Origin of the sequence: Sphingobacterium corticis, assembly GCF_042684745.1 — a bacterium.
GTDB classification, from domain to species: domain Bacteria; phylum Bacteroidota; class Bacteroidia; order Sphingobacteriales; family Sphingobacteriaceae; genus Sphingobacterium; species Sphingobacterium corticis.
In genome coordinates this window covers 238,618-260,704 of the sequence record NZ_JBHUMA010000004.1, presented here as the reverse complement: position 1 = coordinate 260,704, position 22,087 = coordinate 238,618, and the positions used below count along the sequence as shown (strand labels likewise).

The following is a 22,087-nucleotide window of genomic DNA, read 5'->3' as shown; positions in this document are numbered from 1 at the left end:
AATAGCATGAGTACATATAACGAAGATAGTATACGATCCCTAGATTGGAAAGAGCATATCCGCCTTCGACCGGGTATGTACATCGGTAAACTAGGTGATGGTTCAGCGTATGATGACGGTATTTATGTACTGCTGAAAGAGGTGATGGATAACTCTATTGATGAGTTTGTGATGGGAGCTGGTCGCTCGATTGATATCACCGTGAATGAAAATAAAGTGTCCATTCGTGATTACGGTCGCGGTATTCCTATCGGTTCTGTGGTGGATGTGGTTTCCAAAATTAATACGGGAGGAAAATACGACAGTAAAGCCTTTCAAAAATCTGTTGGGTTGAATGGTGTCGGTACGAAGGCGGTTAACGCGCTATCGACACAATTTACGGTGCAGTCCTATCGCCAAAACGTAACGCGTATTGCGCAGTTCGCGCAGGGCGAATTGGTTTCGGACGAGAAAAAAGACACCACGCAGCGAAACGGAACTTCCGTAACGTTCTATCCGGACAATACGATTTTCCGCAACTACAAATATCGGATGGAGTTTGTAGAAAATATGATTTGGAATTATGTGTTCCTCAATTCCGGATTAACGATCAATTTCAACGGGCAGAAATTCGTATCCGAAAATGGATTAAAAGATTTGCTGGAACGCAATATCGAAACGGAATCTATGCGCTATCCGATCGTGCATTTGCGCGGCGAAGATATCGAAATCGCTTTAACGCACGGTCAGCAATACGGCGAGGAATATTATTCGTTCGTCAATGGACAGCACACCACGCAGGGCGGTACGCACCAAGCGGCATTCCGCGAAGCGGTTGTGAAAACCATTCGCGAATTCTACAAAAAGGATTATGATGCGTCGGATATTCGTGCTTCGATTATCGGTGCGATTGCTATAAAAGTGCAGGAACCTGTATTCGAATCCCAAACGAAAACCAAGTTGGGTTCGCAAAATATTGGTCCGGAAGGTCCGAGCGTGCGTACGTTCGTCAATGATTTCGTGAAGAAGGCATTGGATGATTACTTGCACCGCAATCCAGATACGGCGGATGCTTTGCAAAAGCGGATTTTGCAATCTGAACGCGAACGTAAGGATATTGCCGGTATTAAAAAATTGGCCAATGAGCGTGCGAAGAAGGCTTCTTTGCACAACCGTAAATTACGCGATTGTAAGCTGCATTTTTCCGACAAACATGAGCGTAATCAAGAAACTACCTTGTTTATTACCGAGGGGGATTCAGCCAGTGGATCGATCACGAAATCGCGTGATGTGATGACGCAAGCAGTTTTCAGTTTGAAAGGAAAGCCATTGAATTCGTTTGGCATGTCGAAGAAAATCGTTTACGAAAACGAAGAATTCAACTTGCTGCAACATGCCTTGAATATTGAGGATGGATTGGATGGGTTACGCTATAATAATATCGTCGTGGCCACCGATGCCGATGTCGATGGTATGCACATTCGTTTGTTGCTATTGACTTTCTTTTTGCAATTTTTCCCGGATTTGGTGAAAGCCGGACACGTTTCTATTTTACAAACGCCACTTTTCCGCGTTCGAAATAAGAAAGAAACCATTTATTGCTATTCCGAGGTAGAAAAACAAGATGCTATCAAAAAGTTAGGTGGCAAGCCCGAAATTACGCGTTTCAAAGGTTTGGGCGAGATTTCTCCATCCGAATTCGGGTTGTTTATTGGAAAGGATATGCGTCTTGATCCGGTAATTTTATCGAAAGAAAATAAGCTTACGCATTTGCTGGAATACTACATGGGCAAAAACACGCCGGATAGACAAAAGCACATTGTCAACAATTTGCGCGTGGAAATAGATACGGAAGCAGAATTAACGGAGGCTGTCTAAATAATTTTGGACAGCTTGCACACCATTTTCCATTCGTTTCTCATCCAATCCGGAGATAATCAGATAGTTGGCATTCAACTTTATTAATTCCTTTTTCCAAACGTCCATAAAATGTGGACGTTGTTCGGGAAAATCGCGTAACGGATCATCTTCCCAAGGTAGGTCAATGTCCATGAGTAGATAAAGGTCATACTTGCGGTTAGTAATTTCCGCTAATACGTTTTCAGGAGTTTCGCCAAACAAGTGATCGCTCCAAATCTTGATCGTCATAATGGTCGTATCGGCAATGAGCAGATTGTTTTTTGCTGAAGAGGACAGGGCATCTTCCAACGCCAATTGTCCGAAAAACATATTCACTTCATCCTGCAACGTATATTGGTTATTCAAATCCTGACAATAATAGCGCGCATATTCGGGGACGCAAATGGTATCGAAATGGGTTGCCAAACTTTTCGCCATAGTCGATTTTCCGGTGGATTCCGGTCCAACAACAGCTATCTTAATCAATTCCGAATCTTTCATTTTTGCCATGTTGTGTTGAGGAAAGTTTTTCGCCAATCGCGATATCCATTCCATGCGATTACCGCAAAGATAAAATATAATACGGCAGTCATAGCTAAATCCTTGTGCAGATAAAGTGGAATGTACAGCACATCAACCGCGACCCAAATCGCCCAGCTTTGTACGTATTTGCGCGTCATCAAAAATTGCGCGATAAAGCTCATAGAGGTGCACAAACCATCGATATATGGTACATCGCTGTCTGTCCATCGATCTAAACAAAAGCCAATTGCTGCGCCCAACGCCAAAATGATTGCGAAATAAATCGCTTGCTGACGAATGCTTAAGGAACTGATTGGTTTCTCATCGGATTGATCGCGTTTTCGCCAATAATACCAACCGTAAATCGCCGTGAGTAAAAAGTAAATTTGAAGGATGCTGTCGCCGTAAATTCTGGACTGATAGAAGATGTAGAGATATAGGCTGACGCTGATAATACTAATTGGCCAGTTCCAGATATTTTGCTTGGCGGCGAGGTAAACGCAAGCTAAACCTGATAGCGTCGCTATCCATTCCAACCAACTGGTTTGAGCAAGTTGTTGGAGAAAATCGTGAAAGATTGTCGGCATTTACGCGTTGCTTAGCGCCGTAAAGATAGTAAATCTTTTACTGCACCAGCTTGTTCGCGCAATTTGTGCTTGCGAACGATTCAGGCTTTGCCTTAAACATAAATCCCATGCCCATGATGTAGCCCATTGCTTCCTTTAAAGCAGCATTCGACTGGAAATTGGGGTTAGTGTTGATATCTGCGTGCACTTCCAAATCGACCTGATACTGATCCAACAACGGACATACTTGGTAAGCGATTTCGATGGAATGTTGCACTTCGATCAACATCCTTTCTTTGATGGACATGGTATGCGTTTTTCGGTCTTTGTGGATGAACATAAAACCGCCTCGATTTTCCCGCAGAAAGACAATCACGGTTGCAAACTCCACCACACGGCGTTTTACCTGCGAATCGGTGCCAATGTAAATTTTGAGTTTGTTTCCTAGGTTGTGCTCTCGGACAATGGTTTCTTCTACCGCTTGGAGGATCGGTACATGGAGTGTTTCTCCGTTGAATTTTTGCCAATTCATAGTAAAGAGATTACGTACTCTTAAATGTACGCATTTGTATCTGCTTTACTATTAAGTATTTATTAAGTTTTGTTGGCTGAATTGATTTGTAAGGATGATAGGGATTTTATTTAGAGATTGTTTTCAAACTAATGGTCGTTTTATGCGACAAAAATAATAGATTCATCAATCGTCTATGTTTCATATTATTTATTGTCTCAAGGTATTGTTTCACAAATCTATATCTCATAAGGCAGCATTACGTACATTTTTATGAAACTAATATAAGTACCCAAGCGCAGAAATTATAGATGCAGATCCGCTTTTTTGATAAATATTGGATTTGAAATAAACGGTTATATCAAATACTGTCCTTTTAGATTGTAAATATTTCTTACAAAACGAAAAAACATAACTTCTAATTGGTTTTTACTCTGTGAATTGACGCGTACAACTGTTATATACCATCTTTTCATCGCTCACGTCTCTATAGTCTGAAAAGGTGACCTCTTCCATTTCGCAGGTATACCCTTTTTGAGGAGGGGCAGTTAAGCAATTGGGGCATATTGTAGTTATATAATAAACCACTTTTCCTTTGTATACTCCCCGAGATAAATTGTTACTCATTGGCATGTTGTCTGATTTACTACAGGTCAGTTGTTTTCGGAAGTGATTGCGCATTTTCGCTAAGCAATCGTTAGGGGCAGACTCCTCCTTGGAACAGGCAGATAGAATTACTGCAAAGGAGATGATGAAATATATCTTATTCATAATAGGTTTTTTATATAAAAACGTATGCGCGATAAAATACGCGACAGATTATAAGGTAAATAACTGGAAAATCTAAAAAAGCTTTTAAAAAAGCAAAGTAAACCCACAAGTCTGACAATAGATCAGATCTTATCCCATGGTAAATTTGGAGCTTGCAATGGCTATCTGGAAGTTTCCAAAGGTGTTATTCACTTCGCATATTTTTTTGAATTCAAGTCTGCAGGAAGCAATCTTATAAAAAAGATCACCCTATATCAGGTATAGATATACGTTCTTTAGAATGTCTCACAAAACGAAAGTATAGAACAAATTATTTATGTTTTAAATTCTAAAGGCTTCGCCTAAATAGGTATAATTATTGATCTAGTTGTACTTATGAGAATGTATTTTGGCCTATTTTTCCTTTTACTAGCATTAGTTTCATGCGATAAAACGAGTGAACTTGAACAAGCTTCTATTTATGGAGGATGGTATTTAAGTACCCAAGATCTTATAAGAATACAAGATGGAAATAGAACCGTCACTACAGATACAGTAAACGACAAAACAATTTTCTACGATTTTAAAGAGAATGGAAAATTCGACTTTCAAGGAGGAACAGGAGAATATTACCTCAGCAATGATTCACTATACTGTAAATATGCAGCAACATCATCATCCCGATTTTATGGTTTTAAAATTAGTGTATCTCGTGACGAGCTAATTATGCGTGTCACCGATACATATCCAAACATTAATACAACGACGGAGCAGGTAAATAAATTTAGGAGGTTATAGCATTCGATCTAATCATATCTTAAAACAAATAAGATCAGTCTCACAAAACGAAACTTATGCTATAAAACAAAGACGCAGAGGACACTATTATGTTTTGTAAGTTACTATTTATCATTGTTTTCTATATTTTAGAGACTAGAATAAGACCTGTAGACCAGTTTATAACAGTAATTTGTAAATTCGAATATTTTTGCAGCTCTGAAATCAAGTTGTCAACAATTTCTTGATGTCCGTCTGGCCAATTTGGTTGGGGAAGCATGTCGTCAATCAGATAAAATCCCCCCGGGTTTAGCATGGATAAAGTCTCATCAAGCAAACTATATTTGCCTGGCCAAGCATCTGCAAAAATGAAGTCGAACCTTTCTTCAATATTCTCCATTATCCATTCATTCCCATCTGTACAAATTAAGGATACCCTTGGATCAGATCCAAACATATGACGAGCTACTGATTGACAATACTGGTCATTGTCAATCGATACTATTGAAGACCTATTAGTCATTCCTTCAACTATCCAAGCTAGAGAAAGTCCTGTTCCCGTACCAAGCTCTAAGAAACGGCCTGTCGGTTTCGAACTTACTAGCGTTCTTAAAAAACTTCCGGTATATAAATCTGATAACATCGGAAAATTGATTTTTCTAGATTCCGTTAAAATTTCTTCATATAACACAGGTAGTTTAATAGTTGCGTTTTTCATAAGTTAGGCTTTTTCGGTATATTTATTTTGCATGTATCTGCAAAATTGCTTCAATAAAAATAGACATTAAAAGTTTAATTTCAAGCGCCAATCTTGAAGCCTTACCAAAACAGTTCAAGATTAATATATCTAAAGCTTTACATATATAAAATGTGTGACGTAAGTAGTTATATCTGTCTCACAAAACGAACGCAAAACACACTACGTTGTTTGAGTCTGGGTATAACTCCTCAATATCATAGCGACTCTAAAACCGAATGAACCTATCGTGCATAAGGCTATTGCAAAATTATTATCGCGGACTATTGAAATGACAAAACCTACTATAGCACCTGCTATTAAGCTTGTAAACAATTCACGGGAATATTTTTTCACAAATGATGGAAAGTTTCTTATAGATATCGGGATTGGTCATATAAACATAAGGAATAAATTTTTAAAATTTCAAACTCACTACTTATTTGCATGTATTAAACATTCTAAACTTAAGGTAGCCTTACCTGTTAGAACGACTAATCTCAACAAACCTTTTATTAGGTCTAATTTCCTGATAAGGAAGCTACACTTGTCTCAAAAAACGAATGTAATTACCTATCACAAGGCAAGTTTCTTTAATTTCTTATACCTTATGTTTGCTATATTAAAAGCTAATTGAAAATTGTGTGATATGAAGATTACAGCCCCAAATGATTGTAACAATTCCCCTAAAAGAAGGATTGTGAAAGATTTAGTAATTGACCTATACAACGGCAATTACGACAACTTACTGAAGAACATTAATGAAAGTTTTGTATATCAGCGGATAGATAAACCAGCAATAAATAATAAGGAAAATCTAAAAAAACTCTTAGAAAAGCAAAGTAAACCTACAAGTCTTACAATTGATCAGATCTTATCACATGGTAAATTTGGAGCTTGCAATGGCTATCTCGAAGTTTCCAAAGGTGTTATTCACTTCGCATATTTTTTTGAATTCAAGTCTGCAGGAAGCAATCTTATAAAAAAGATCACCCTATATCAGGTATAGATATACGTTCTTTAGAATGTCTCACAAAACGAAAGTATAGAACAAATTATTTATGTTTTAAATTCTAAAGGCTTCGCCTAAATAGGTATAATTATTGATCTAGTGGTACTTATGAGAATGTATTTTGGCCTTTTTTTCCTTCTAGCAGCATTAGTTTCATGCGATAAAACGAGTGAACTTGAACAAGCTTCTATTTATGGAGGATGGTATTTAAGTACTCAAGATCTTATAAGAATACAAGATGGAAATAGAACCGTCACTACAGATACAGTAAACGACAAAACAATTTTCTACGATTTTAAAGAGAATGGAAAATTCGACTTTCAAGGAGGAACAGGAGAATATTATCTCAGCAATGATTCATTGTACTGTAAATATGCAGCAACATCATCATCCCGATTTTATGGTTTTAAAATTAGTGTATCTCGTGACGAGCTAATCATGCGTGTCACCGATACATATCCAAACATTAATACAACGACGGAGCAGGTAAATAAATTTAGGAGGTTATAGCATTCGATCTGATCATATCTTAAAACAAATAAGATCAGTCTCACAAAACGAAGTAAATTTTAGCATCTTTTCTACCTAATTTATCTAAGTTAGTCTACTTGTTGTCAGGGTATTCATTAATCCACCTAAAAGGGGTGTTGATTAATCGGAATTTCTGAAGATCATACTTTTCCAAATCAATTGCGTGATCTATCTCTTCGAGTTTGCCTAATATCTTCAAATCCTCATTTATGATCTTGTATTTCAGAATGGAATTAATAGAATTATCTCCCTCTTTTTTAACTAAAACTAGTTCCTGCTTATCTTGATCGACTTTAAGATCTACTGCGCTAATCCTACCATTCATAAATTTGATCTGTGCTGACCCTGGCTTTTGAATAATAAGTTGACTCCACCTTACTGAATCGGTAGTTAACGGAGGTATAGTATCACCTTCTTTGACGAAATGCTTCACATTGTAAATACCATAAAGTGGTGTAATTGATTCTGCCCCTCCGGCAGGTGGTCTGTATGTATAGTACATATGTCCAACAAAGCAAAGCGCAACAATGTATAATCCTAGCATTCCATAACGAGTGATTTTAGCCAACCGAGATTGCAAAGCTATCGGAAAAGCTTTAGGCTGAGTTGGCTGATTCAAAAGAAAAAACTGCAGTAACCTTTGCAGGTCTGGTATGACTAAAAAGATAGACATTAATAGTAGCAGACCTGAAAACAATTTTACTGGAACATCAAAAAATAGGTTGACAGCAAATATGTTCACGCATACAAATATGCCAACACATGCTCCCAGTATGTATGTCTTGCGAAAAAGCAGCAAGAAGGCGACTAGTAATTCTGCTACACCTAATACAATGCCGAATCCCTTTGAATGCCCCATGTATGCCCACGCAAGCCCCATTGGCGAACGATCTCCAAAGGGTATAAGAAGTTCTGTTAAATTAGGGGGTCTAAACTGTATGTGTAGTATTTTGACCAATCCATACGTAAACATCATATACCCAAGAAAGTATCTGATAATTAAATTCAGCTAATACATAGGGATATCGTAGCTTTTTTGTGTACTACCAATTTGGATCCATATTGTTCCACTGACTAACGTGATGGCTGTTATTAATAATATATAGATATGGTCATAGGTCGTGTCGCCACTCCCGTTCGTAAAACTCGCGATTTGGATGTCTAGAAATTGATCAGAAAACCAAGGGACGAAGCTTCTCATGCCTGGTATTAAATCAAGATTCCATGCTATCATAAGAATAAAAAAGACAGATCCGTAAATAAAGAGTGCTTTTTTAGATTTTGATAAATTATTTGCGAGTTGCATATTGACGGTTAATTGTGTAGTGCCCAAAACTACTAAATCAAATTTGTACCTCGACAAGTTTTTGTGAATTAAACCATGCAAAGGAATTTAATGTAAAGTCCTTTGTCGTGAATCCGTGGGCTGTCTCACAAAACGAACATAACTTTTGTTGCACCATGGATACGATAATTAATGCTCTAAAAGCAGTACACTAATAATTAGTGGTTATCTGTTTTTTATGATTTGATCCCCACGCCGATAGCGCTGTAATAATGTCTTTAAGAGACCTACTATATTCAGTAGCCTGATATACTATTAAAACCGGTATCTCATCCGCAAAAACTGTTCGTTTAATCAAATGATTTTCTTCCAGTTTTTTCAGTTCGTTTGATAATACTTTTGCTGATATCCCTGTCAAAGTCCTTTGTAGATCGTTGAAGCGTGTGTGCCCACCTAAAATTGCTATCATAACGCGTATGGTCCACCTCCCTCCAAGAACAAACAACGCATCTTCTGTAGCAGATAGACGATTTGTGCATTCCGGTGTCGAAAACGTTAAAGCATTATTTGCCATTTCATATTTAATTATACAGTACTTACCTAAAAGTAACTACTTACCTTTTAGATACTACTAACTTTTATAAAGCTAATATACGTAGTTTTGTCTTATTAAATTTTAAAAGTTAAAAAATGAAAGCAAACAAAATTACTTATTACGTAACTACAGGAATTATTTCAGCTATGATGATATTTATAGGCTTTGAAACCCTCTTTAAGCCCGAAGTGAAGGAAAGTATGGCGCACCTAGGATTGCCCGCAGATTATTTTAGGATCGAATTGGGCGTAACAAAGCTGATAGGTGCAGTATTAATTTGGATTCCTATACGGTTATTGAAAGAGATTGCATACATAGGGTTTGCAATCATGTTCGGTTCAGCATCTTTAGCTCACTATGCCGTTGGAGATCCAATTCTTCAAATTGTTGTAGGCTTGGTCTTTCTTATTGTTCTGATTGTATCCTACCTAACAAACGACAGAATTCGAAATTTCAATACGCTAAACAAAAAGAAGCAATAAGAAGATTGCAGAATAAATTATTGCAATAGCTACTTGATCTTTTGAAGATGCGTGAATTGGTAACTTTGGGAAGAATTTTGAATATACCTTTTTCTAGTTGAATGCGAATAAATTACTACTACAGAATTTTTGTTCAGGACAAAGGACATTGTTTCAAATCAAAATGTGAACTAGTTCCATAAGAAACGCTTGAGGTGTGGATCTTCAGGCGTTTTTTAAACTGGTCAATTATTAACCTATTGAATATTTTCAATAACTTCTATAATTCTTTCATCGGCGGTATACCTAGCTAGCACTACCTGCTCGTCTCAAAAAACGAGGGGTATAGAGGTAAAATAAAATCATATATTCAAAGTGTTAACAATGATAAAAACGTAGAAATGAAAAATCTTATCGTATCTATAATTTCCATTACACTCTTATCAAATTGTAATCAATCGAATATTAACAGACAATCAATCAATAAAGAACAGGTAAACGACACGGTGGAAAAAACTGTATCATTGTCAATTAAGCCAAATGTGTTTAAACTATCCCATATTCCTGATACTGTAAAAGTAGTTATGTCCAATAATACTCACGATACGATTATGACAGGGCTCCATTACAAGATTGAAAATTTGGAAAATAAGGAATGGAAAGAAGCTTCTCCGAATGATGTTATGTTCAATGACCTTGGTTGGCAACTAAATCCAACCAATAGCGGTAATTTTGATAAGACACTTTATAAAGACAGAATCAAATATGAGGCAGGTAGATACAGAATTGTCAAATATTATGTGAAATCTGACTATCAAAAATCAAAACAAAAAATTACTGTCTTTGCGGAATTTGAAGTTAAATAGATTGTAACAATTTTTTGAGGTGAATCCACTATTTAAGGTAATTGCTCACAAAGATGATGCCTCACAAAACGAAGCTTTTTATAAGCAGCTAAAAAGCGCATCCATCCGCTTGCAAAACCTAATCCTTAACTCCAAAAGCCAAATCGCCGGCATCACCCAAGCCGGGAACAATGTATGATTTACTGGTTAATTCTTTATCCAAATCACCGACCCATATTTTAGCTTCGGGTAAAAATGCGCGGACGTGTTGTACGCCTTCCTCGGAGGCGATCACGGTGGCAATATGGAGTTCTTTTATGTTGTAAGCAGCTAAAATTTCCTTACAACAAAGCACTAAGCTTTTTCCGGTGGCCAACATGGTATCGGCCACGATAACGATTTGATCATTCAAATCGGGTGTATTCTGATAAGTTTTGTGAATTTCAAATTCTCCACTTTTTTTGGTGTGTCGATATGCACCAATGAATCCAGAATCCGCCTCATCGAATACGTTCAGAAAGCCTTGGTGAAATGGCAATCCGGCACGAATGATCGTCAGTAAAATAGGTTGCTTTGCTAAAACATGCGTTTGCGCCAAACCTAGCGGCGTTTCCACTTCGGCAGCTCGATAAGGTAAAACTTTGCTGATTTCGTAGGCCATTATTTCTCCAACACGTTCCAGATTTCTGCGAAAACGCATTCGATCTTTTTGAATATCGGTATTGCGAAGTTCTACAAGATATTGATTGATAACGCTGTTTTGTTGAGTAAATATCGTAACCATGACCTAGATCTTTAGTTAAGTAATTTAACAAAATAAGTTCATATAAAGTTTGGTTTTTTCACGGCTATATGGAATATTATCTTCGAGGAGCTCGCAAGCTCGGTTCATGTGTGTCTAGGCTAACGTCATTATTTAGGAATAGTTTATCAAAACCCTTTTTCCACCGCCTTGTTATGATTAATTATAATCCTTACATTGTCAGCGCATGAAGTTCGAATTAACATCAGAATACCAACCGACGGGAGATCAACCGCAAGCGATTAAAGAGCTTGTGAAAGGCGTGAATGAGGGAGAAACGTATCAAACACTTTTGGGAGTTACCGGATCGGGGAAAACGTTTACGGTGGCGAACGTCATCCAGCAAACGCAAAAGCCCACGTTAATTCTCAGTCATAATAAAACGTTGGCGGCACAATTATATGGGGAATTCAAACAGTTTTTTCCGAATAATTCGGTGCAGTATTTTGTCAGTTATTACGACTACTACCAGCCGGAGGCATTTATTGCGTCTACTAGCACGTATATAGAAAAGGATTTGCAGATTAATGAGGAGATTGAAAAGTTGCGCTTAGCGACGACTTCTGCATTGATGTCCGGCCGTCGCGATGTGATTGTAGTTTCATCGGTTTCATGCATTTACGGTATGGGAAATCCAGAGGATTTTTCCCGTTCTATTTTTCGTTTCGGTGTCGGGATGACCGTTTCCAGAAATAATTTTCTCCATCGCTTGGTCGAAATTCTTTATGCACGAACTACAGCCGATTTTAAACGTGGAACCTTTCGTGTGAAAGGCGATACGGTGGATGTATATCCCGCTTATTTGGATACCGCTTATCGGATTTCTTTTTTCGGCGATGAAATCGAGGAATTGAGTACGATTGATCCTATTTCGGGAGCTACTTTAGAAAAGCATGAAGAACTTGCATTATATCCCGCTAACCTTTTTGTGACGCCGAAGGACAAGTTTACGCAGTCCATTTGGCAGATTCAGGAAGAATTGGTACAACGCAAGGCACAGCTGGAAGGCGATGGTATGTTGCTGGAAGCAAAGCGATTGGAAGAGCGTGTAAACTATGATTTGGAGATGATGCGCGAGCTGGGCTATTGTTCTGGTATTGAAAATTACTCTCGCTTTTTCGATGGAAGAACGCCGGGCATGCGTCCGTTCTGTTTGCTCGATTATTTCCCCGACGATTATTTGTTGGTGATCGATGAAAGTCATGTTACTTTACCGCAAGTTCGCGCCATGTATGGTGGAGACCGATCACGGAAAATTTCCTTGGTCGAACACGGATTTCGTTTGCCCGCAGCTTTAGATAATCGGCCTTTGAATTTTCCGGAATTCGAATCGTTGACCAACCAAACATTATATGTTTCGGCTACGCCGGGAGATTATGAGTTGCAACAAACGGAAGGTGTAGTTGTCGAGCAGGTTATTCGTCCGACTGGATTGTTGGATCCTGTGATTGAGGTTCGTCCCGCAATCAATCAGGTGGATGATTTGTTGGAAGAAGTAGATAAAACGATTAAAGAAGGTGGACGTATTTTGGCGACGACGTTGACCAAACGGATGGCGGAAGAGCTAACGAAATACATGACGCGATTAAATATCAAGGTGCGTTATATCCACTCGGAAGTGAAAACTTTGGAACGTGTAGAAATTCTGCGTGGATTGCGTTTAGGTGAGTTCGATGTATTGGTCGGTGTGAACTTACTTCGTGAAGGTTTGGATCTGCCGGAAGTCACTTTGGTCGCCATTTTAGACGCAGATAAAGAAGGTTTTTTACGTTCGGAACGTTCCTTAATTCAAACGATCGGTCGTGCTGCGCGTAACGATAAAGGGCGTGTGATTATGTACGCCGATCAGATGACGCAAAGTATGGAAGTGACGATCGAGGAAACGAATCGTCGTCGGGATAAGCAAATAGCGTACAATTTGAAACATGGAATTACACCGAGAACGGTTGGAAAGTCGCGCGAAGAAATTCTTGAACAAACATCTGTTGCCGACATCAAAGGTGGTGAAGCAAAAGCTTATGTAGAACCGGATTTGGCTTCCACGGTAGCGGCCGATCCGATGATCGAATACATGGGCAAAAAGGATTTGGAAAAAGCAATCGAAACGGTGCGCAAGCGCATGGAGAAAGCGGCCAAAAACATGGATTTCTTGGAAGCAGCGAAGCTGCGTGATGAAATGTTTGCTTTGGAAAATGCGTTTAAAGAACGGTTTGGATAGGATGCCCGAAACCGGGCGGGCTCATACTTTTGACCGCAAACGTATGCAAACCCCGAAGGGCTCAACGAAGTTAAACTCGCCGCTTACCGTATTTTGGCAACCGCGTTCGTGCATTCCTGTGCTACTGCCAATCCGCTTAGGCGGCATTTTGAGGAAATGGAAAGGTTCGCGATGAAGTCTTCAGGGGTTTAATAGAGTTGAATAGGGGTTTAGATGTAAAGTTGTTAAAGCACATTTTTACTTTTTAATTTCTCACTTCTCCCATCTAAATACTAATATCTAACTACTAAATACTATTTCCCACTTCTAACTTCCCAACGCATACGTCGCTGAGCACTTCGCAGTTTCTTCGACTTTACATGAGATTAATCGCGTATTAGTACCAGCAAGCTGTTTTGGCCCGACCACTTCTACGAGATGTTGTGCAATGTTTTCGGCGGTAGGATTGAAGGGAACAACCACCAAGCTGTGTTCGGTAATAGCACGAAGCTGCGGTAAAAGTTCATCTTGTTCCCAAATCAAGAATTTGTGGTCATATTCTTCTTCCAACCACATACAAAGCTTTTCCTTAATGACAGAGAAATCCAATACACGGCCTAATTCATCCAGCTGTTCAGCTGCAACCACGAAATGAATGCGGTAATTATGTCCATGTAAAAATCGACATTTTCCTTCGTGTCCCACCACGCGATGTCCGCATGAAATATCGTGATAGCGCTCTGCTGTAATCATGCGGCAAAGATACGTATTTTTTAGAATCGCGGATGCGCGAACTATCGGATCAGGCGATCCGGAAAATCGCTCACGCGCTCTAAAGTGAGTTGTTGCATCACTTGATACAATTGGGCTTTAAACAAATTGATCGTATGATCCGCTCCTTCGTCGCCTAAAGCACCCACGCCGTACATAAACGGTCTTCCCATAAAATTGAATTCGGAACCAACGGCATGTGCGCGACCTAAATCCACACCCGATCGAATACCACCGTCCATCATAATTTTAAGCTTTCCAGCATAATTCGGGTTATTTGCTAATTTGATCAAGGAGATCAGTGATGATTCTCCTGCATCAATTTGTCGACCGCCATGATTCGAAATAATTACGCCATCCACACCTAATTGAATCGCACCTTCCATATCTTCTTCGCTCGCAATTCCTTTCAGCACTAAAGGCCCTTTCCAAATATCACGAATCGCTTTCACCTTTTCCATATTCACTTTTCCGGTGAAGGTGCGGTTCATAAATTGCCCAAGCTGACTCAAATCCAATCCTTTTTCCATATAAGGTTTCAGCGTTGCGAACGAAGGAATGCCATGTTTCAACGTTTTAATTCCCCATTCCGGACATACCATCGCTTGAAAGATGTTTTCGATGTTCATTTTCGGCGGCATGGAAAGTCCGCTTTTAATTTCGCGGTAGCGTAATCCAAAAGACGGTACATCGACTAGCACAACTAATACCGGACATTCTACCGTTTTCAATCGATTTAGAATATCATCGCGCAAGCGATCTTCTGTTGGATGATAGAGCTGAAACCAAGCTTTACCATCGGAAACTTCGGCAATACGTTCGATACTCGATGTGGACACCGTACTCAGCGTGTAAGGAATGTCGTGTTTTGTAGCAGCTTTTGCTAGAATTTCCGGCGCATTTGGCCACATCAAACCTTGTAGGCCAATAGGCGAAATACCAAATGGAGCGCTGTATTTTCTGCCAAATAATTCAACCGACATATCAATGTCACCACCCACTTTTAGGTAATGTGGTTTAAGGTAGATATTGTCGAAATCCGATTCGTTGCGTGCAAGATTCAGTTCTTCATTACATCCATCTTGCAAATAATCGAACGCAAATTTGGGAATGCGCCATTTAGCGCGACGTTTTAGATCGGCTATCGAAGGATATTTTGGATTGTACGGAAAAACGGGTTTCTTGCTCATTCGGTTTTCAGGCTATGTATTTATATGCCGACAAATTTAATACAATCGCTCGTATTTCTACGCTGTAGCCGACCTGTACCTTCATGCTTGAAAATGAAAAAGGAGAACGGAAACTTCTGATTAATGAGCTCGAAATACGTCCAAAAGTAGGGCCGGGAACAAACCGGAAACAAAAAGAATGATGGTAAAGAGAATCGCTAATAGATAAATCGGTTGCGATGCAATGCGGACATTTTCGGTAGATACAAAATCCGGCGACTTCCGCAGAAAACTGTACAAAGGAATTTTTAAATAGTAGAAAAGGGATATCACGGAAGTGAGTACACCCACGATTAGTAGATAAAGATACAGCTCTTGATCGAGGTTTTGATAAATGTCGAATATGGAAGAAAAGACAAATAACTTTCCAATAAATCCGGCAGTTGGTGGTAAGCCCACCAAAGATATGCCGACGAAGGTTAAGCACGCAAATACAATCGGAAAACGCTTTCCTAAACCAGCATAACTTTCCAATTGTGTTGATCCTGTTTGATGTTCAAGCAACATTACAAAGCCGAACACTGCTAAATTCATCAAGGTATACACCGCTAAATAAAAAAGCAAAACTTCGGGTTCACTATGCACATAACTCAACACCGCTAATAACAGAAAACCTGTGTGTCCGATGGAAGAATAAGCCATCATTCGCTTGATGTTTTGCTGGCGCAACGCCACCAAATTTCCGATTAACATGGTGACAACAGAAATAAAACACAAGAAATGTAACGTTACTTCACCAAAATAGAATGGACTGGCTGTCCATGCCAAGATCAGCCGACTAAAAAGAGCAACAGCAGCAACTTTCGGAACGGTGGATAAGAATGCCGTGATGGGCGTCGGTGCACCTTCGTAAACATCTGGCGTCCAAACATGGAATGGGACGAACCCCAATTTAAAACCGATGCCGACAAATACGAAAAGCAAGGCAATTGTACTCATTACGGTCGGCGCAGCAATTAAACCTTTCATTTGCTCCATGCTCGTGAAATTCAACGATCCGGTAAAGCCATAAATCAGCGATATTCCATACAGCATAAATGCTGCGCAAACCGATCCAAAAAGCACATATTTCATTGCGGCTTCGGACTCACTTTTCTTCTCTGCGAAGTAAGCAACCAGCACATAGGAACCAATGGATACCATTTCAATAGCGATAAACGCTAACAGCCAATTGGTCGTAAGTGCCAACGCGTGCATTCCCAAAGTTGTCGCAATCAGAATCGAAAAAATATCACCAGTACGCTTGTCCAGCGCCTGCAATTTGACGAATTGTTGCAGATAGATTCCGATGATCAATGTCGAAATCAATACAATGCCACGAACGGATTGAGAGAAATGGTCGATCGTCAGCATGTCAAAAAACATGGACGTGGTCGACAGTTCTTCTCCGATATTGAAATAGAACGCCGCTGCGATGGTAAGCAAGAAGCTCCATAAGGAAGACGATTGCCAAATGCGATCGACGAATAGCGTACAGAAAATCGTGCAGATAAACCCGATGCTGAGTGCTAACTCCGGACGAAAAAAACGTAGAGATTCTACGATATGATCAATACTGCTGGTTATCTGTGGCGCAAATTCGTGCATGGTTCTCCTTTTCTATAAAAATGATGAAACCATTGAAACCAAACGCAAAACACCTTCATTTAGCGGGGTGAATACCAATGATGGCATGATGCCTAAAACGATCGCCAATGCTAAGGCAGGAATAAAAACGAGCTGTTCGCGCGGCGTGACATCTGTTAGCTCCGTTGCCCAGGATTCTCCTCCTTTTAATCGTGTTTGTCCAAAGAACATACGTTGTAAGGTCCAAAGGAAATAAGCCGCGCTTAACAGAATACCAATCGATCCGCCAGCAGCCATCCAACGCGGAATACCCGTTCCGACGGATTCGCTATTGAATGTGCCGATAATGACGAAAGCTTCTCCAATAAAAGCCGAGAAACCAGGAAGCCCTAACGAAGCAAAAAATGCGATGGCGACATAAACGGTGTACTTTGGCATGTGGCTGGCCAATCCTCGGAAACTATAAATATTACGATCATGCACACGGTCATAAATAACACCCACTAAAAAGAATAAAGAAGCGGATAAAAATCCGTGACTAATCATCTGGAACATTGCTCCAGAAATGCCTTCCGCGGTTAGCGAAGCGATTCCCAACAGCACGAATCCCATGTGCGAAACGGATGAATAAGCGATTAAGCGTTTCAAATCTTTTTGCGCCAAAGCGTTAAACGCACCGTATAAAATGGAAACAACGCCAATCAACGCAAGCCACCAATTCGTTTGAGCTGCAATATCTGGGAAAATGCCAATGCAAACGCGTAGGATTCCATAACCGCCGACTTTCAGTAGAATTCCAGCTAATATAATGGAAACCGGCGTTGGTGCTTCCACGTGCGCATCCGGCAACCAGGTATGAAGCGGTACAATTGGAACTTTGATTGCGAAGGCGATAAATAGAATAATAAATCCGAGCATTCTCGCCGGAATACCGAATATCTCGTGAAAATTCTGTCCCCAACCGAAAAATGCATCTTCACTGAAGTTCGCTGGATTCATCATGTGCAACATGTTGAACGTATGCGCACCAGTTTCCGGATTAGTTACCGAGAAATACAGCCCGACGATCACCAATAACATGAAAACCGAACCTAATAAGGTGTAAATAAAGAACTTTACCGCAGCGTATTCTCGACGAACGCCGCCCCAAATTCCGATCAGGAAATACAGCGGCAAAAGCATCACTTCGTAGAAAATATAAAACAAAAAGAAATCTAATGCACAGAAGATACCCATCACGGCCGTGTTTAAGAGCATCAACAAGGCGAAATATCCTTTCACGCTTTTTTGCATATTCCAGGATGCGCCGATAGCCATCAACATCACAAATGCACTTAAAACAATTAATGGCAAGGAAATGCCGTCCAATCCAAGGAAATAATCGATTTCAAGCAATCGCTCGCTACCGATTTGTAATCGGATCCACGACAGTTGTTCCACGAATTGAAAGCTCTTGACATCGTTTACGCCTGCCAATGAAGGATCAAATTGGACATACAAATAGCCCGATAAAACTAACTGTGCGAGGGCCGCTGCCAGCGCAAGATATTTTGCTTTTCCATTCGCTGATGATGGCAATAACAGAATCACCAAAGCAGCTAATAGTGGAAGAAATATGAGTATAGATAATAATCCCATGTTATCGTAAAACCAAATAAAGTATGCCAAATAAAACCATGGTAAACGCAAAACCCATGTAACCTTGCAATCGGCCATTTTGTATCCAGCGAAGCAAATGACCCAAATAATAGCCGGTTTGCGCAACTAAATTTACCAAACCATCTACGATGTAGCGATCGATCCATGCGGAAAAAGTGCTAATCATACGCGTGATCGCTGCTAAACCGATTGCTAGTCCATCCACGATATTTCGATCCAACCAATACAACCCGTCGGAAAGTAAAACTGTTCCTTGCACCCAAGTTCGTTGATAGAATTCGTTAATATATCCTTGATTCAAAGCGTGCTTGACCAATTTGTTATCTTCTTTAAATGGATAGGCATCTTTTACATACCAACGATAGCCAATCCACCATCCAATCGCCGATCCACTGATCAAGATGATCGGAATTAGCATGTGAAGCGATTCGATGGGAGGGAAGACCGATAAAAGAAGCAATCCGCGCATTAATGCTGCGTTGGCGTATGATGCGGGATGGAACGAGAAGATGATGAACAGCGAGCAAATCGCTAGGAATGCCATCGGAAACAGCATCATTTTTGGTGCTTCATGAAAAACCGGAACTTGGTTATCATTCGCCGACCACGAACGAATCTTTCCAAAAAACACCTTGAAAATCATTCTGCCGATATAGAATGCGGTGAGGAAACTGACCAAAACTAAGATGATGGGAATGATGATGTAAGCACCGCCATGCGCTAACGCCCATTCGAAGGACGCAATAACGATAGCATCTTTCGATAGAAATCCGGCGGTCAGCGGAAATCCAGCTAACGCTAAAGAAGCAACCACCATCAAAATAAAGGTAGACGGCATAAATTTCCGCAGTCCGCCCATATTGCGCATATCTTGCGGATTCAGCGTGGATTTGCCGGAAGCAGAAAATGCGTGTGCCATTTCGTGAATTACGGCACCTGCGCACAAGAATAGCAAGCATTTGAAAAACGCATGTGTTACCAAGTGAAAAATAGCCGCATTCCAAGCGCCAATGCCGACAGCAACGACCATAAATCCGAGTTGGGAAATGGTCGAAAAGGCTAAAACTTTTTTAATATCCTGTTGCGCTAGCGCGAAATAAGCCGATGTTAACGCCGTAATTGCTCCGATGATTGCAATCACCAATAATGTCGTTCCATTGAATAATGGGAAAACAGTCGCCAGCAGGAAAACGCCAGCTGCCACCATCGTTGCAGCGTGAATTAAGGAAGAAACGGAGGTTGGGCCTTCCATCGCGTCCGGCAACCAAACGTGCAACGGAAATTGCGCAGATTTGGCCATCGCACCCACGAAAAATGCTAGTCCGGCGTAGGTTGTCCAAGATGCAGAATGATGCACGGACATTTTCTCAAAAACTGGACTTTGCGAACCAAATAGTTCGGAAAGATTCAACGTTCCCAAGTTAGCATAAACTAAGGCAATACCGATTAGAAAACCCAAATCGCCAATGCGATTGATAATAAATGCTTTTTTATTCGCCTGTGCAGCGGCATCTTTTGTAAACCAAAACCCGATTAACAAATAGGAAGCGAATCCGACCAATTCCCAGCATACATACATCAGCAAGAGGTTGTTCGCAATCGTTAAAGCCAGCATGGCGAAGCAAAATAAGCTCAGATACATCCAATAGCGATGCAATCCGGGATCGCCCTTCATGTAAACGCGCGAATAGATGTGGACGGGTAAGGCGATCACACATACCAATAATTGCATCAAAACCGTCAGGTTATTCAATAAAATACCCGCGGAAAATGTGTGCGTACCGACGGTGAACCAGTTAATTTGTGATTCGATGGGAGTATGTTGCCAAACGGGAATGAAAACGAGCAATCCGCTACAAATTGTGCTTAAGCAAATGGCAATCAAACCTGCCCAACCACTTTGATCTTTTCTTCCCAAGCAAGCTTGATAAACAAAACCCAAAAATGGGAAAAGCAATACGGCTAAGGCAGCAAAAGATGGCGATATGTTTAGCAGGTTCGTCATTAATCGCGTAAGTCGGTAATTTGATCAGGATTAATGGTTTTATATTTTCGATAAACCAAAAGAATAATGGATAAGCCGACGGCCACCGAAGCAGCAGCTAGCACAATGGCAAACAGCGCAAAGACTTGCCCACCGTAAAACGCTCTGTCGAATCGACCGAAAGCAACCAGATTTAGAATAGCGGCGTGAATCATCAGCTCGATTCCCACCAAAATCATGATGGCATTTCGCTTCGCCAATACGGCGTACAAACCAATGCAGAAGATGCAAGCGCTGATCGCCAAAAAATGTGTTAATGGAATCATGCTTTTTCGCCCTTTCTCGCCACGTGCGCAGCGCCAATCAGCGTCATCATCAGAAATATAGATACGATTTCGAAAGGAAGAATATACCTTGACATGAACATCACGCCGAGCTGATTGATGTTGTTATCGCTGGCGCGGATGATTTGTCCGCTACGCATATTTTGCTGAATCCATTCTGGTGAATAGCTCTGTTCCCATTGCCAAATTCCGAACCCCATAATCGCTAAAAAGCCAACAGAAAGTAAAACGGATTGCCAATTCGGAAGTTGTATAAAAGATCCGGATAGATCTTGCAGATCGCTCAGCAGTTCTTTATTGCTAAGCATAAATGCAAAAATCATCAGAATAAGCACACCGCCAACGTAAACCAATATTTGCGTGATAGCTACAAAATCGGCTAAAGCGAATAAGCAAAGTCCTGCAATGGCAAAAATCACGATAAAAAAAAGGAAAAGCGCGCGCGCTGTATTTTTTAAGCTTACCATGAGTAAAGCACCGAAAATAGCCATCGCTGCAAAAGCGTAAAATAATACAGTTTCCATTATTTTTTTGCTTTCGCTGCCTCCTTCTCAGCTTGAAAACGCGTCCATTCTTCTTTACGTTGAGCTACTTCTTGATCACTCATTTCGGCGAAGCCGTATATTAAATCTGTTAATTTTGTTGTGGTACGATCATATTGATCAGTCATGGTAATGCATTCTGTTGGACAAACTACGGTGCACAATCCGCAATACATACATTTCGCCATGTCGATATCGAACGTTTCAGCATACAATCGCTTTACGCTGCCATCTGAGGTTTTTCCGATGGCTTCCGGTGATTTGATTGCCTCGATCGCAATGCAATCTACCGGGCAAGCTTTCGCACAAAGATCGCAAACAATACAATCGGATATTTCAACATCCAATTGATAACGTGCAACTTCTGGAATTGGAATGGTTTGCTTTGGAAACTGAATAGTAACCGTTCCATCTTGCTTGTCGAAATAACCATCTTCGCGAATATCTAGGTTTTCACGTTTTCTACCTGCCGCAAACAAATGCTTGACCGTCAAAAGCAATCCTTTGACAGCGGTCTTCATTCC

General features: G+C 40.3%; 22 protein-coding genes. 7 read left to right on the top strand and 15 right to left on the bottom strand.

The window, feature by feature from the left end:
* Positions 1-6 precede the first annotated feature (6 nt).
* Entirely contained in the window at positions 7-1,857 is a 1,851-nt protein-coding gene (locus tag ACFSQ3_RS02330) for a DNA topoisomerase IV subunit B (RefSeq protein ID WP_380867141.1), read from the top strand.
* Here the strand turns inward: ACFSQ3_RS02330 and ACFSQ3_RS02325 are convergent.
* Genes ACFSQ3_RS02325 through ACFSQ3_RS02315 form a run of 3 tightly spaced genes read right to left on the bottom strand, consistent with a single transcriptional unit; the run spans position 1,840 to position 3,498 of the window.
* Positions 1,840-2,388 carry an AAA family ATPase gene (locus tag ACFSQ3_RS02325; RefSeq protein WP_380867140.1) on the bottom strand — a complete coding sequence of 183 codons (549 nt, stop codon included), beginning with the start codon at positions 2,386-2,388 and terminating at the stop codon, positions 1,840-1,842. The two genes, ACFSQ3_RS02330 and ACFSQ3_RS02325, sit on opposite strands and share 18 nt — an antisense overlap.
* Entirely contained in the window at positions 2,376-2,987 is a 612-nt protein-coding gene (gene pnuC, locus ACFSQ3_RS02320) for a nicotinamide riboside transporter PnuC (RefSeq protein WP_380867138.1), read from the bottom strand. Before pnuC ends, ACFSQ3_RS02325 begins: the two co-directional genes overlap by 13 nt.
* A 37-nt stretch (positions 2,988-3,024) precedes the next feature.
* Positions 3,025-3,498, bottom strand: a complete 474-nt coding sequence (locus ACFSQ3_RS02315) for a ribonuclease H-like YkuK family protein (RefSeq protein WP_380867137.1) — start codon at positions 3,496-3,498, stop codon at positions 3,025-3,027.
* 1,125 nt (positions 3,499-4,623) lie between these two features.
* Here ACFSQ3_RS02315 and ACFSQ3_RS02310 point away from each other — a divergent pair.
* Positions 4,624-5,025, top strand: coding sequence for a hypothetical protein (locus tag ACFSQ3_RS02310; protein ID WP_380867135.1), 402 nt, complete (start codon positions 4,624-4,626; stop codon positions 5,023-5,025).
* A gap of 121 nt (positions 5,026-5,146) precedes the next feature.
* On the opposite strand, the gene ACFSQ3_RS02305 is transcribed toward ACFSQ3_RS02310, so the two are convergent.
* Positions 5,147-5,722 (bottom strand): O-methyltransferase, encoded by a 576-nt coding sequence (locus ACFSQ3_RS02305; protein ID WP_380867133.1) that lies wholly within the window; start codon positions 5,720-5,722, stop codon positions 5,147-5,149.
* 667 nt (positions 5,723-6,389) lie between these two features.
* On the opposite strand from ACFSQ3_RS02305, the gene ACFSQ3_RS02300 reads away from it, so the two are divergent.
* Complete coding sequence (locus ACFSQ3_RS02300) at positions 6,390-6,749, top strand: hypothetical protein (protein WP_380867132.1); 360 nt, start codon at positions 6,390-6,392, stop codon at positions 6,747-6,749.
* 111 nt (positions 6,750-6,860) lie between these two features.
* Positions 6,861-7,262 carry a hypothetical protein gene (locus ACFSQ3_RS02295; protein WP_380867130.1) on the top strand — a complete coding sequence of 134 codons (402 nt, stop codon included), beginning with the start codon at positions 6,861-6,863 and terminating at the stop codon, positions 7,260-7,262.
* Positions 7,263-7,356: 94 nt separating this feature from the next.
* Here the strand turns inward: ACFSQ3_RS02295 and ACFSQ3_RS02290 are convergent, their stop codons facing one another.
* Complete coding sequence (locus ACFSQ3_RS02290) at positions 7,357-8,259, bottom strand: hypothetical protein (RefSeq protein ID WP_380867129.1); 903 nt, start codon at positions 8,257-8,259, stop codon at positions 7,357-7,359.
* A gap of 520 nt (positions 8,260-8,779) precedes the next feature.
* Entirely contained in the window at positions 8,780-9,142 is a 363-nt protein-coding gene (locus tag ACFSQ3_RS02285) for a winged helix-turn-helix transcriptional regulator (protein ID WP_380867127.1), read from the bottom strand.
* 116 nt (positions 9,143-9,258) lie between these two features.
* Here ACFSQ3_RS02285 and ACFSQ3_RS02280 point away from each other — a divergent pair, with 116 nt between their 5' ends.
* Positions 9,259-9,645, top strand: coding sequence for a DoxX family protein (locus tag ACFSQ3_RS02280; protein WP_380867125.1), 387 nt, complete (start codon positions 9,259-9,261; stop codon positions 9,643-9,645).
* 380 nt (positions 9,646-10,025) lie between these two features.
* Positions 10,026-10,490, top strand: a complete 465-nt coding sequence (locus ACFSQ3_RS02275; RefSeq protein WP_380867123.1) for an immunoglobulin-like domain-containing protein — start codon at positions 10,026-10,028, stop codon at positions 10,488-10,490.
* 118 nt (positions 10,491-10,608) lie between these two features.
* Here ACFSQ3_RS02275 and upp read toward each other — a convergent pair whose 3' ends face one another.
* The gene (gene upp / locus ACFSQ3_RS02270) at positions 10,609-11,253 is read right to left on the bottom strand and encodes a uracil phosphoribosyltransferase (protein ID WP_380867121.1); all 645 of its coding nucleotides are present in this window, start codon (positions 11,251-11,253) and stop codon (positions 10,609-10,611) included.
* Positions 11,254-11,458: 205 nt separating this feature from the next.
* On the opposite strand from upp, the gene uvrB reads away from it, so the two are divergent.
* A complete protein-coding gene (gene uvrB, locus ACFSQ3_RS02265; protein WP_380867119.1) occupies positions 11,459-13,489 on the top strand; it encodes an excinuclease ABC subunit UvrB in 2,031 nt (676 codons plus the stop codon).
* Positions 13,490-13,795: 306 nt separating this feature from the next.
* On the opposite strand, the gene ACFSQ3_RS02260 is transcribed toward uvrB, so the two are convergent.
* The 8 genes from ACFSQ3_RS02260 to ACFSQ3_RS02225 form a co-directional block, all read right to left on the bottom strand.
* The gene (locus tag ACFSQ3_RS02260; RefSeq protein ID WP_380867117.1) at positions 13,796-14,221 is read right to left on the bottom strand and encodes a 6-pyruvoyl trahydropterin synthase family protein; all 426 of its coding nucleotides are present in this window, start codon (positions 14,219-14,221) and stop codon (positions 13,796-13,798) included.
* A gap of 41 nt (positions 14,222-14,262) precedes the next feature.
* Positions 14,263-15,429, bottom strand: a complete 1,167-nt coding sequence (locus ACFSQ3_RS02255; protein WP_380867115.1) for an alpha-hydroxy acid oxidase — start codon at positions 15,427-15,429, stop codon at positions 14,263-14,265.
* A 120-nt stretch (positions 15,430-15,549) separates the two neighbouring features.
* Positions 15,550-17,055, bottom strand: coding sequence for an NADH-quinone oxidoreductase subunit N (locus ACFSQ3_RS02250; protein WP_380867114.1), 1,506 nt, complete (start codon positions 17,053-17,055; stop codon positions 15,550-15,552).
* A 12-nt stretch (positions 17,056-17,067) separates the two neighbouring features.
* Positions 17,068-18,672: a complex I subunit 4 family protein gene (locus tag ACFSQ3_RS02245; protein ID WP_380867112.1), complete on the bottom strand. Its 1,605-nt coding sequence runs from the start codon at positions 18,670-18,672 to the stop codon at positions 17,068-17,070.
* Position 18,673: 1 nt separating this feature from the next.
* Entirely contained in the window at positions 18,674-20,698 is a 2,025-nt protein-coding gene (gene nuoL, locus ACFSQ3_RS02240) for an NADH-quinone oxidoreductase subunit L (protein WP_380867110.1), read from the bottom strand.
* Positions 20,698-21,003, bottom strand: a complete 306-nt coding sequence (gene nuoK / locus ACFSQ3_RS02235) for an NADH-quinone oxidoreductase subunit NuoK (RefSeq protein WP_380867108.1) — start codon at positions 21,001-21,003, stop codon at positions 20,698-20,700. Before nuoK ends, nuoL begins: the two co-directional genes overlap by 1 nt.
* On the bottom strand, positions 21,000-21,545 hold the full coding sequence (locus tag ACFSQ3_RS02230; protein ID WP_380867106.1) for an NADH-quinone oxidoreductase subunit J family protein: 546 nt from the start codon (positions 21,543-21,545) through the stop codon (positions 21,000-21,002). Before ACFSQ3_RS02230 ends, nuoK begins: the two co-directional genes overlap by 4 nt.
* Positions 21,545-22,084 carry a 4Fe-4S dicluster domain-containing protein gene (locus ACFSQ3_RS02225; RefSeq protein WP_380867105.1) on the bottom strand — a complete coding sequence of 180 codons (540 nt, stop codon included), beginning with the start codon at positions 22,082-22,084 and terminating at the stop codon, positions 21,545-21,547. The genes ACFSQ3_RS02230 and ACFSQ3_RS02225 overlap by 1 nt, the downstream gene beginning before the upstream one ends.
* Positions 22,085-22,087: the final 3 nt, after the last annotated feature.